The sequence below is a fragment of the Mucilaginibacter sp. HD30 genome (assembly GCF_054061755.1).
On sequence record NZ_JBSSEO010000001.1, the window covers coordinates 3,652,683 to 3,664,617 of the forward strand.

General features: G+C 42.6%; 12 protein-coding genes and 1 tRNA gene. 8 read left to right on the forward strand and 5 right to left on the reverse strand.

What is annotated here, in order from left to right; genetic code table 11:
- Positions 1-48: 48 nt before the first annotated feature.
- From ACVW2L_RS17375 to ACVW2L_RS17385, 3 genes are read left to right on the forward strand one after another with little or no spacing between them, the layout of a single operon-like run.
- A complete protein-coding gene (locus ACVW2L_RS17375) occupies positions 49-456 on the forward strand; it encodes a DUF4199 domain-containing protein (RefSeq protein ID WP_457129221.1) in 408 nt (135 codons plus the stop codon).
- Between the two features lie 25 nt (positions 457-481).
- Positions 482-751, forward strand: a complete 270-nt coding sequence (locus tag ACVW2L_RS17380) for a DUF2752 domain-containing protein (protein ID WP_457129222.1) — start codon at positions 482-484, stop codon at positions 749-751.
- Positions 752-796: 45 nt separating this feature from the next.
- Positions 797-1,786 carry a hypothetical protein gene (locus ACVW2L_RS17385; protein WP_457129223.1) on the forward strand — a complete coding sequence of 330 codons (990 nt, stop codon included), beginning with the start codon at positions 797-799 and terminating at the stop codon, positions 1,784-1,786.
- On the opposite strand, the gene ACVW2L_RS17390 is transcribed toward ACVW2L_RS17385, so the two are convergent.
- From ACVW2L_RS17390 to ACVW2L_RS17400, 3 genes are read right to left on the reverse strand one after another with little or no spacing between them, the layout of a single operon-like run.
- On the reverse strand, positions 1,752-2,387 hold the full coding sequence (locus ACVW2L_RS17390; RefSeq protein ID WP_457129224.1) for a rhomboid family intramembrane serine protease: 636 nt from the start codon (positions 2,385-2,387) through the stop codon (positions 1,752-1,754). The genes ACVW2L_RS17385 and ACVW2L_RS17390 overlap by 35 nt on opposite strands.
- 13 nt (positions 2,388-2,400) lie before the next feature.
- Positions 2,401-2,754 (reverse strand): MmcQ/YjbR family DNA-binding protein, encoded by a 354-nt coding sequence (locus ACVW2L_RS17395; protein ID WP_457129225.1) that lies wholly within the window; start codon positions 2,752-2,754, stop codon positions 2,401-2,403.
- Between the two features lie 16 nt (positions 2,755-2,770).
- Entirely contained in the window at positions 2,771-3,463 is a 693-nt protein-coding gene (locus ACVW2L_RS17400; protein WP_457129226.1) for a hypothetical protein, read from the reverse strand.
- 58 nt (positions 3,464-3,521) lie between these two features.
- Between ACVW2L_RS17400 and pepT the strand changes: the two genes are divergently transcribed.
- Together pepT and ACVW2L_RS17410 are read left to right on the forward strand one after the other, a co-directional pair.
- Positions 3,522-4,775, forward strand: a complete 1,254-nt coding sequence (pepT, locus tag ACVW2L_RS17405) for a peptidase T (protein WP_457129227.1) — start codon at positions 3,522-3,524, stop codon at positions 4,773-4,775.
- 90 nt (positions 4,776-4,865) lie between these two features.
- Entirely contained in the window at positions 4,866-6,794 is a 1,929-nt protein-coding gene (locus ACVW2L_RS17410) for a YfbK domain-containing protein (protein WP_457129228.1), read from the forward strand.
- 62 nt (positions 6,795-6,856) lie between these two features.
- Here ACVW2L_RS17410 and ACVW2L_RS17415 read toward each other — a convergent pair whose 3' ends face one another.
- Together ACVW2L_RS17415 and ACVW2L_RS17420 are read right to left on the reverse strand one after the other, a co-directional pair.
- On the reverse strand, positions 6,857-8,083 hold the full coding sequence (locus tag ACVW2L_RS17415; RefSeq protein WP_457129229.1) for a TlpA disulfide reductase family protein: 1,227 nt from the start codon (positions 8,081-8,083) through the stop codon (positions 6,857-6,859).
- 41 nt (positions 8,084-8,124) lie between these two features.
- On the reverse strand, positions 8,125-9,264 hold the full coding sequence (locus ACVW2L_RS17420; protein ID WP_457129230.1) for an acyl-CoA dehydrogenase: 1,140 nt from the start codon (positions 9,262-9,264) through the stop codon (positions 8,125-8,127).
- Positions 9,265-9,624: 360 nt separating this feature from the next.
- Between ACVW2L_RS17420 and ACVW2L_RS17425 the strand changes: the two genes are divergently transcribed.
- The 3 genes from ACVW2L_RS17425 to ACVW2L_RS17435 all read left to right on the forward strand — a co-directional run bounded on the left by ACVW2L_RS17425 (position 9,625) and on the right by ACVW2L_RS17435 (position 11,648).
- Entirely contained in the window at positions 9,625-9,867 is a 243-nt protein-coding gene (locus tag ACVW2L_RS17425; protein ID WP_457129231.1) for a helix-turn-helix domain-containing protein, read from the forward strand.
- A 195-nt stretch (positions 9,868-10,062) separates the two neighbouring features.
- Positions 10,063-10,136, forward strand: a tRNA-Asp gene (locus ACVW2L_RS17430).
- 261 nt (positions 10,137-10,397) lie between these two features.
- Positions 10,398-11,648, forward strand: coding sequence for a site-specific integrase (locus ACVW2L_RS17435; protein ID WP_457129232.1), 1,251 nt, complete (start codon positions 10,398-10,400; stop codon positions 11,646-11,648).
- Positions 11,649-11,935: the final 287 nt, after the last annotated feature.

An 11,935-nucleotide genomic window follows, 5' to 3' on the forward strand; every position in this document is an offset into this window, starting at 1 on the left:
TTTAACACGTATTATTTTAGAAAAACTCACAACAAATAACCTTATAAAATGAAAAACGCATTAACATGGGGCCTGGTTCTGGGCGTTCTTAGCGGACTGTGGCTATTTATCATGCACTGGATGGGGTATGATATCAAAGATGACAAGGCATCGCCTTACGAGTATTTATCTGTGCTGATACCAATTGTAGTATTGCTATTGGCAATTAAAAACTACAAAGATGCCGACTTAGGCGGCAATATGAGCTTTTTAGAGGGTCTTATTCAAAGCTTTAAGGTGCTGTTATTTGGCGGGATAGTAGCTGCATTTGCAGGCATAGTTTACTTTAATTACGTAACCGAAGGCAATAATCTAAGCGCCTTTTCCGGCAGACTCTTCGGTGCACTGCTTGTTGGTTTGTTATGTGCTTTAGGCGTATCTTTGTTGCTGGCCAACAGATCAAACAAGCTTGATTAAAAAGTTATTTTTTAAATATTTTGAATTGATATTCTGGATCGCAGCATTAATAGCCCTGGCTATCTGCGATCCGGCGCAACCTTCCCATTTCACGTTGTGCCCATTCAAGCTTTTGGGTATAACATGGTGCCCCGGTTGCGGTATTGGGCATGCTATAGCCTTTTTGTTTCATGGTGATATTGCCCGGTCATTTAACGCCCATTGGTTTGGTATACCGGCATTAGGCATAATTGTATGGCGAATAATTGTATTAAGCCGCAATATTCTAAGACCGCGCAAACTGGCTTTTCAATGACGATACCCAACCTACGGCTTAACAGCTTTTGTTATCTTTGCCGCCATGGCCACATCCATTTATTCGCCTTTTGATGCTTTTAATTTTAGCAACCGCAATTGCTTTTTAACAGGCGTTCCTCTTATCAGCGAAGAAGAAAGCATACAGATCTTTCCGCAATGGCTAATGAATAGGTATGCGCTGGAAGACCGCCCCTTTAAAATGCTGGACGAAAGCATGGCCACCTATAAAGACCTTAAACTGCCTTGCAGCGCAGCCGTTAACGAAACCTTTTTAGAGCCCCTTGAAAATGAAATAGCCGAAGCCTTTAACATTGGCTACGTTGCTGTAAAAAAGTTGGATAGTTTAAAGCTGTTTCAATGGGCGGGTAAGCTATTGTATGGCATTATTTTTACCGAAATACAATCGGGCATTAAACTACAGCGCTCACAGGGCGAAGATTTCAATATTTCGCAGTCTATTATCCATAAATTCGGCAACCTGCATTTAATGCTGCAAAGCATCAATCAAAACATAATATTTGAGGATTTTACGCCTTACAGTATGCTTTTGTTCAAGGTTGATAATACTGAGGAAGAGTTTGGCTATCGCGATGAAATAAATACCTTAACCTTTGCCCTGCGCATTAATGATTTTGGCTTGCTCATCTGCTTCCAGGATAATGGGGCCAACAAAAGTTATCACCGCGACATATTAACAAAAGTTGAAGGCGAAACATTACACCCTATTCAGTTTGAAGAAATAAGCGCGCGGGTGTTTTACTCGGCCTATTTGTTTAATCGCCTGCCCGAGTATAATGTGTTGCCGGTTAATGATGAAATATATATTGAAGCGATGCCTTTACGCGGCATGACAGGCAAACCCTTGTTTGATTTTTGGCAGAATAAAACCTACGGCCAGGTACTTGAAAACTTCTGGAAAAACTGGGGCTTTTTGCTGCTCGAGATCATTAAAGACCCTGAAAACCCAATGACTTTTTTACTGGATGCCACCGGAAATTTTAACCCTGCCGCCAGTATTGAATTTTCTCGTTGATCTGCTCAACAAAATGCGGCAATACTTCGGGGTGTAAAATTGCCGTTATAAAAAGCCCGCATAAAGCGCCGTAAAAATGCGCGTCGTGGTTAATATTGTCTCTGGCCTGTTTTGCCGCAAAATGGCAATAAACCAGGTAAAGCACACCAAATATAACGGCATAGATTGGTATCGGTATAGGGATTATCATCAGCGTGGTAAATGGCGAATACAAAATATAGCCAAATATTACCGCGCTTACAGCACCTGATGCGCCCAGGCTATGATAACTATAATCATTTTTGTGTTTGGCTATTGTCGGCAAGTCGCTTAATACTAAACTCGCCACATATAACACGCCAAACTGCCAGTGACCCATTAAGGCCTCCATTTGAAATGCGAAAGCATAAAAAGAGAACATATTAAAAGCCAGGTGCATCCAATCGGCATGGATAAGGCCGCTGGTTATTACTGTAAATACATTTTGGTTGCGTGCAACACTGTAGGGATGAAGTATCATCTTTCCATACAGCTCGTTATTTGAAAATGCAAGTATTGAACAAGCAATAGTAACAGCAAAAATAAATGAGGCGACCGGCGCCAGGGTTAGGTACTCCATCATTGTGGGTCAGGTTTTATTGTATATTAATTTCAGCCTGTATTTTTTTTGGCAGCCCGGCCAACACCAGATCGTAGGAATGGTCCATCATCCCCGTCAGTTGTTTATCGCTCAAAGCACCGTCCATATAAACGGTGTTCCATAGTTTTTTATTCATGTGGTAGCCCGGTTTTACTTCGGGGTGTCTTTCGCGCAGCTCAATAGTCAGTTCCGGGTCGCATTTTACATTGAAACTGTTGGCCTGGCTCAGACCTATCAAAAGAAACATTTTTCCACCAACCTTAAAAACAAGGGTATCTTCACCAAACGGAAAACTTTCGGTGGCTCCCGGTTTTGCCAGGCAATAATCACGTAATTGCTCTATATTCAAAATTGTATGCGAGACATTAATAATTAGACTTAGTTGGCCCAAAATTCACTTTAAGGCCCAAAACTATCTGCCGGTATAAATCGGGGACGTTGTTTTTAAAATCCTTTGACGAATCGCCGTAGCCGTCAAGTCCCTCGCCCCAGGTAATATTTATTACATATCCTAAATTTACACCTATAAAGGGTTCTCCATACGAATTGTTGATCTTTAATTCATAACCAACACGTATGGGCATAATTAAATTTAAGCTTTTGTCCTTCCCTGGAAAGACATAGCCTGTGCCTGACTGTACGCGTTGAATAAACGCCATATTATTGCTTATCACCCCAATACCCGTGCCGGCGTAAAAGTCTTTTAAATAGCGTAGAGGCCCGCTGTAGCCGAAGTCCGTTACCTGCCCGAGGAAAACATCGCCACGGGCAATTATAGCGGTGAATTTGTTTTTATATTCTCGGCCATGAAAGTCTGTAAGAACACCTCCACCGGCTAATTCCCCTGTTTGAACCTCAAGGCCAATAGGTATGTATAAAGACAGATTATAATAGCCTATTACACTAAGGCCCTGGGTGTTTTTGCCTGTGGCTAAGTCTGTGTATGGGAATAATGCATTATAGTTTACACCAATACCATAAGAGCCATAATTGTAGGACTGTGATTTAGCGGCAATAGCCAGGATCGACACAAAAAAGAACAAAAGCAGCTTCTTCACAATAAAAAAATAGTCATTTTTACAACAAATAGGGGACACCCAATAACGAAACAAATATATGAACTTTAAGTTAGCTGAAAGCTCAACAGTTGCCGAACGTTTTTTACGTTATATTGTTATCGATACACAATCAGATCCTGATTCACCAACCTGTCCATCAACAGAAAAACAAAAAAATTTAGGGCGATTGTTGGTAGCCGAACTTTTGGCAATGGGCGTTACCGACGCGCATATTGATGAGCATGGCTATGTGTATGCTACCGTACTCTCAAATACCTCAAAAATAGATGTCCCGGTTATCTGCTTCTGCTCGCACATGGATACCTCTCCTGATTGTAGTGGCGAGGGCATTAAACCTATTATTCATAAAAACTACCAGGGAGAAGACATGGTATTACCGGATGATCCGTCGCAGGTGTTACGGTTAAATGAGCATGCAGACCTTAATAATCAGATCGGAAATGACATCATTACCGCCAGTGGCACCACTTTGTTAGGTGCGGACAACAAAGCCGGCCTTGCCGAAATTATGGATGCCTGTTACCAGTTAATACAACACCCCGAAATAAAACATGGTGATATCCGTATATTGTTTACGCCTGATGAAGAAATTGGCCGCGGGGTGGACAAAGTTGACATGGAAAAGCTCGGCGCGTATGCCGGCTATACTATTGATGGCGAAAGCGCCGGTAATATGGAAAATGAGACTTTTTCTGCGGATGGTGCAAAACTTATTATTCACGGTATTAGCTCGCACCCGGGTTTTGCAAAAGGAAAAATGCAAAGCGCCATAAAAATAGCCGGGCGTATAGTTGCAAACCTGCCACAAGATCTATCGCCGGAGGGCACGGAAGAAATGGAAGGCTTTGTACATCCGGTAAATATAAGCGGGCATGTTGAGCAGGCCGAGGTTGATTTCATTATCCGCGATTTTGATGATGTAAAACTGGCAGAACATGCCGGAGTGATCAGAAAAATAACAGAGGACGTGCTGACAGATTATCCGGGGAGTACCTACGAACTACATATAAAAGAACAATACCGAAACATGAAAAATGTATTGGACCAGCACCCGCAAATTGTGGATTATGGCATGGAGGCTATACGCAGGGCGGGTATGGATGCTAAACTTTGCAGCATCCGTGGTGGCACGGATGGTTCGCGCCTGTCGTTCATGGGATTGCCGTGTCCTAATATTTTTGCAGGCGAGCACGCTTTTCATGGCAAGCAGGAATGGGTATCGGTACAGGATATGCAAAAGGCGGTTGAGACTATTTTGCATTTGTGTGCGATTTGGGAAGAAAAGAACTAACTGCCCGGGTTAGATATCTTTTAAAAAAAAATTTATGGCCCTTTTATGGAAATGTGGTTTTGGCTGCATCTTACTATAAAACCATAAATTATGAAAAAGACCTTATTGTTATTGTTGATGCTGGCTGGCATTGCCGCATTTACCTACGGAGCCGACCGTACCATAACCGGCACTGTTTCTGACAACTCTAATCAGCCATTAATCGGAGCTACCATCAGGGTGCAGGGGACAAACATTGCCACCAACGCCGACGCAAAGGGTAAATACTCCATTAATGTACCCCAGGGGAAAACCAGGCTCGAATTTCTTTTTATTGGATTTATACAGCAGGTGGTAGATATCAAGTCAGACAGCGTTATCAACGTGATTTTACAACCACGATCTTCCGCACTGGAAGAAGTAGTGGTTGTGGGTTTTGGCGTTCAAAAAAGATCTACAATGGTGGGCTCAGTAAGTTCGATAGAGCTACGCCCCATGAACCCCGGTAAAGCAAGCCAATATTTAAGCAAAAAGGAGGCAAGAAATATACTTAAGGATAAAACGGTTTATGGATACGCCGCTGCTGATATGACTAACAACGAATCCTACAGCCCTATTTTAGAAAATCAGTTTATTAATCCGCTTAAAGAAGCGCTTTCAACTTTAGCCACCGATGTTGACGTTGCCTCTTACGCCAATGTACGTAGATATATCAATTCCGGCCAGTTGCCCCCAAAAAATGCGGTGCGTATTGAGGAGATGATAAATTACTTTAAATATGATCTGCCCGCACCAAGCGCCGGTAAACCTGTAGCCATCCGAGCAGAAGTTGCTACTGCTCCATGGAACGAAAAACATCAATTGGTGCGCATTGGTCTGAAAGCTAAAAGGGTTGATAATGCCAAATTACCTCCCAGCAACCTGGTATTTCTGATAGATGTTTCCGGGTCGATGGACTCGCCCAATAAGTTGCCACTGGTAAAAACATCTTTGAAAATGCTGGTAGATCAATTACGCCCGATTGACCATGTTGCAATGGTAGTTTACGCGGGTGCCGCCGGCCTGGTGCTACCATCAACCCCTGGTGATGAGAAACAAAAGATTAAAGACGCTATTGACCAGTTAGGTGCCGGTGGAAGTACTGCGGGAGGTGCCGGTATTAAGTTAGCCTATAAAATTGCAAGGCAAAACTTCAAAAAAGGAGGTAATAACCGTATTGTAATGGCTACCGATGGCGATTTTAATGTGGGCCTGTCAAGCGATGGTGATATGGAGGAACTGATTGAACAGGAGCGCCAAAGCGGTGTTAGCATATCTATTTTAGGTTTCGGCATGGGTAACTATAAAGACAGCAAAATGGAACTGTTAGCCGATAAGGGCCATGGTAACTACGCCTATATTGACAATATTACCGAGGCTACCCGCTCTATGGTAACCGAGTTTGGCGGAACACTATTTACTGTAGCCAAAGACGTAAAGCTACAAGTGGAGTTTAACCCAACCAAAGTACAAGCCTACCGTTTATTAGGATACGAGGACAGACTATTAGCTAAAGAGGATTTTAATAATGACGCCAAATTAGGCGGCGATATGGGCGTGGGCCATAATGTTACGGCCTTGTACGAGATTATTCCTGTTGGGATAAAAGATGACGCGTTTGCCGGCAGCGTTGATCCGTTGAAATATCAAAATGAGCCCAAAAAAGCTAATAAAAACGCATCGGAAGAATTGATGACGGTTAAGTTTCGCTACAAGGACCCAAATTCTGATGTGAGCAAAATGGAATCAATTGTGGTTGAAAACAAAACCGCTGATCTGGACAATTCATCAGAAGATATGCGGTTTGCCGCCGCCGTTGCGGAGTATGGCCTACTGCTGTGTAACTCGCAATTTAAACAAAGCTCCAACTTTAACCAAGTGATAGCGTTAGCCCGGGGCGCAAAAGGAAAAGACGAACAAGGCTATCGCGCAGAATTTATACGCCTTGCCGAAAGCACGCGCGACATGGCCAAAAGCAATACCCTTGCCGCCGAAAAATAAGACTAAACCACCTAAACCTGCAAAACTCAAACCCCTCTCTGCAATGGAGAGGGGTTTGAGTTTTACTTTTCGGCTAACAGATCGTTTGTAAGCTTTTCAAACTCAGTTATAAATTCAATATAATGGTCGCCGGTACCAGGACCGCTAAAGCCTGTGTGTATTTTACGCACATCACCTTTTTTATCAATAATGATGGTTGTAGGAAAACCAAGCACTTTATCAAGCATGGGCAGGCTTTTAGCGGCTTCGCCACGCGCAGGCGTGTAACCGGTTATTAATACAGGATAAGGGATATTAAAGCGATTTACAAGCTGTTGCAGGGCTTTTTTAGATCGCTCGAAATTAGTGGTTCGCTCGTAGGCCAGGCCAACTATTTCTACGCCTTTGGGCTGATATTTTTTATAGTAGTTTACCAGGTAGGCGGTTTCGTCCATGCAGTTAGGGCACCATGATCCCATTATCTGTACAATAACAACTTTGTTTTTAAACCGCTCATCGGCCAGCGAAACCTTCTTTCCGCTCAGATCGGTAAATGTAAAGGCCAGTTTTTTAAAGCCTGGTTTTAATGCTGTAAGCGAGTATGCATCGGGTAATTTTGCGTTAGCGTCTTTTACCGCCGTCCAAACATCAGTACCCGTACGGCCCGAATAAAACTTACCGGCGGTTATGCTATCCCCCTTAATTTTAGCGTTAAATAAATAAGCGTGTCCGCCATCAAAGCAAGACAGGTATAAACTATCGCCGCTTACTACGCCCTCTAAAAAGCGATAATCACCTGTTGTAGTTAAAAATGTACCGGTAAGCTTTGCATCGTCCTGCTTAAACTCGCCAACGGCAAAATCTTTTTCCTCGCCGTCGCCAAAGGCAACCGCCCAGCGTCCGGAGATATTGGCTGCAGGCTTACGGTCGGTTTTAAAACGCCAGTTACTGCCATAAAAGGCGTTAAAGTCTACAACAGCGTCGCTATCGGCCAGGTGTTTAATCCATTTTCCGGTAAGTGCGCCTTCAGTGAGCTTTAATTTAAACTCTGATTCGAACAACGGCATTTTAATAGCAACACTATCACCGCTAACGCTTATATCCGTCACTTTAAAGCGTTCGGTGCCGTTAAAAATGGTCATTAACTTTTTACCTGCGGTATCAGTAATTTCAAAATTAAAAGGTATTTCGTTTCCACTCGCGGTTTTTAAAGCACCCCGCCAAACACCGGTCTTAAGGTCCGGCTTTGAACAGCCCGACAAAATAAAAACAGCTACTAATAAAGCCGGTAAAAATCTGAATATCCTCATTCTAAAAAATTATCTTACCAAAGTTAATTAAAAACGCAGTGCTACTTAAGTATATCGCGCGATATGACAATGCGTTGAATTTCTGACGTCCCCTCGTATATCTGCGTTACCTTGGCATCACGCATCAATCGTTCAACATGGTAATCTTTTACATACCCGTATCCGCCGTGAATCTGCACAGCTTCAATAGTAGTTTTCATGGCTATATTCGATGCGAAAAGCTTGGCCATGGCGCTGGCATGGCCATAGGGCTGTCCGTTATCCTTTAGCCAGGCTGCTTTATAGCAAAGCATTCGGGCCGCCTCAATCTCGGTTTCCATATCGGCCAACTTAAACTGTATAGCCTGCATATCGGCCAATGTTTTGCCAAAGGCTTTGCGCTCTTTTGAGTAATTTAATGCCAGTTCAAGCGCACCTGCCGCTATGCCCAGCGCCTGTGCTGCAATGCCAATACGCCCTCCCTCCAACAATTTCATAGCTAAGGTAAAGCCAAAGCCATCGTCGCCTATGCGGTTCTGCTTAGGCACTTTTACGTCGGTAAAATGTAGCGAGTGGGTGTCTGACCCGCGAATGCCCATCTTGTTTTCCTTTGCGCCAACGGTGAAGCCCTCCATTCCTTTTTCAACTATCAGCGCGTTTATGCCATGATGGCCTTTTTCTGCATAGGTCTGGGCTAAAACAATATAAGTGGTAGCCGAGTTGCCGTTGGTGATCCAATTTTTAACGCCGTTCAGCAGGTAGTGATCACCCATATCGACAGCCACAGTTCGTTGCGAAGTGGCATCAGAGCCAGCTTCAGGCTCTGAAAGGCAAAAGGCGCCTATTTGTTTGCCGCTGGCCAAGGAAACCAAATACTTTTGCTTCTGTTCCTCGCTGCCATATTTCTCCAGCCCGTAACATACTAATGAGTTATTAACCGAAACAATCACCGATGCGGAAGCGTCTATCTTTGAAAACTCCTCCATGGCCAGCACATACGATAAGGTGTCCATTCCGCCGCCGCCATACTCGGGCGAAACCATCATGCCTAAAAACCCCAATTCGCCCAGTTTCTCAATCTGTTCTGCCGGAAACTTTTGTAGCTCGTCGCGCTCAATTACGCCAGGTTTAAGCTCTTTTTGGGCAAAGCTTCGGGCGGTTTGCTGTATCAATAGTTGTTCTTCGGTTAATTCAAAATTCATATCGCCATGCTTTTAATAAAGATACACCCTAAATTTATGCAAAAAAAAAGAGAGCTCTTTTGAAGCTCCCTTTCCCCTAATTAATTTAAACTATTGATTAAACCCAAAACAAAGAACAAAAAACCTCAGCCTGGGCGTCTGAGAATTCAAAAATAATTTTGGCAGATGCATTGTTGTTTTTCATAGATGTATTGCAGGGCCGTTTTTCCTAACAACAAAAGTGGAGCCATAATACGCTTGGCTCCCTGACTTATACGTCATATTTGAAAAAAATAAAGCACTGTGTTTAAAACTAATTTACTCCACATAGCTACTAAACCTTTAATTTTATTTTTCGTACACAGATAAAAACCGAAACCTATGTTGTTAACTGATTTTGAGTATATTAATAGTTCTGACGAGGCTTTTAAGCGCAAAGTTTCGCTTCAAATAAAACGACTAAGGAGGCAAAACCAGGTTACACAAGAGAAGTTTTATGCCGACACAAATATAAATATAGCGCGTTTAGAGTCTGGCAAAATTGACATACGTATAGAAACGCTCAGAAAAGTATGCTATTATTTTGACGTTTCGTTAGCTGGTTTTTTCAGGGGCATTTATTAGCACAGTCTTAAATTCTGCACACAAGTCTGTTATTTTATACACGTGTTGTCTTTTTTATACAACAAACACATCTTAATAAAATCTTTAAAATCAGTGCTATTGATGGTACGCCATCGGTGTAATAATGGCTGATTTAACTTTTTTTAAAAAATACCTTGTGTAATAAAAAATGAAGGGTATATTTGCAACCCCAACGGAGTGGTAGTTCAGCTGGTTAGAATACATGCCTGTCACGCATGGGGTCGCGGGTTCGAGTCCCGTCCATTCCGCTAAAAAGGTATCAAAACCGTTTATAACCGCTTAAATCAATGATTTAAGCGGTTTTTTTATGTCAATCCCGCTCATTTCATACCACCATTTATGACTCATTCGGTGACCTATTCGGTGACCTGTTTTGATTCGCTAATTTAGTCACCGAATTAGCTTGTAATGAGTTGATTTTAAAGTACTTATATTGATGTTTTTGAGCTTAAAACAGCTCATTTGAACTCAAAGTTAATGCGATTAAGTAACTTAAAAATTAATGTGTTATGAAAACAACCCAAAGGTTCTCAGTTCTTATCTGGGCTGACAAACGGAAAACAGATGCCGCAGGCTTGGTACCGCTGTATGCAAGGATTACTTATTTAGGAAAACGTGCGGAAATTTCGCTTAAAAGAAGGGTGCATCCCGCAAAATGGGATGCCCAAACCGGCTTTCTCAAAGGGACAAGCCCTGAAGCCAGGCGGATCAATGCTGATATCAATGATACACTGGATGAAATCGACAAAGCTTTTAAATTCTTAAAGCGAAATGACGAGTTTATTACGGCTGAAAAAATCAAGTTGCAGTATTCAGGTGAGGAGCCGGACAGAAAAATGCTGCTGGAGGTTTTCGATCAGCACAATGCAGACCTGGCAAAACTTGTAGGAAAAGACTTTGTAAAGGCAACGCTGACAAAGTACAATACAGTTAGGAGTCGCGTTTCCGGCTTTATAAAACATAGGTTCCAAAAAGACGATGTGTATCTCGACCAGATAGACTTCGCCTTTGTCTGGGGCTTTGAAATGTATCTGAAAACGGAGTGCGCAATTGAGCATAATACCGCCATGCGCTATATTAAAAACTTAAAAAAGATCATCAACCTGGCGGTAAATAACAAATGGTTAATTCACAACCCTTTTAATGCTTTCAAATGCACTTACCGGAAAGTTAACCGGGAGGTCCTTGAATGGGAGGAAATAGAATTATTAGCCTCGCATGAATTTAAAATAAAGCGGCTGGATGAGGTCAGAGACACCTTTCTTTTCTGCTGCTTTACAGGATATGCGTTTGTCGATGTAGAAAAATTAACACCACAAAATATTGTAAGCGGTAAAGATAAAGTCCTATGGATAAAGACCACCCGCACAAAAACTGAGATTGAAGCCAATGTCCCACTTATGCCCCAAGCAATTGAGATCCTAAATAAGTATGACGGCCATCTGTGCCGTGACGTAGAGAACAAACTATTGCCAGTTAAAAGCAACCAAAAGATGAATGCCTATTTAAAAGAAATTGCAGACCTCGCTGGCATCGACAAAAATCTGACGACACACATTGCAAGACACACTTTTGCGACAACTGTAACACTGGATAACGATGTGCCGCTGGAATCTGTCAGCAAAATGCTGGGGCATACAAAGCTCACCACAACTCAGATCTATGCCAGAACTAAAGACAGGAAGGTAAACCGTGACATGACCGCCTTAAAAAACAGACTGAAAGAACAAAAAGCATTGGAGGAAGGAGAACTTAAATGAATAAAGTATAACTGATATTCAGTCGAGTATAATAACGCGAAGAACAGCACCTTATGCCCGGTTGACGACGAAAGAGTTAGAATGTACTAACAAATCGACAAACGTATGGTTGAAAACCGAACAACGAAAAGCGAACGACCATCTTCTGGGGGCGGTTCACCGACCACGGCTTTATCCGCCTGACCGGCAAATTGACCTTTACCTCGACGGGAATGGCTTGCGCCTACGTGCCCGAAAAGTAGCGGTCAGTGAAGAAATGGTCAGCAAATACAGACAGATCTTCAAAT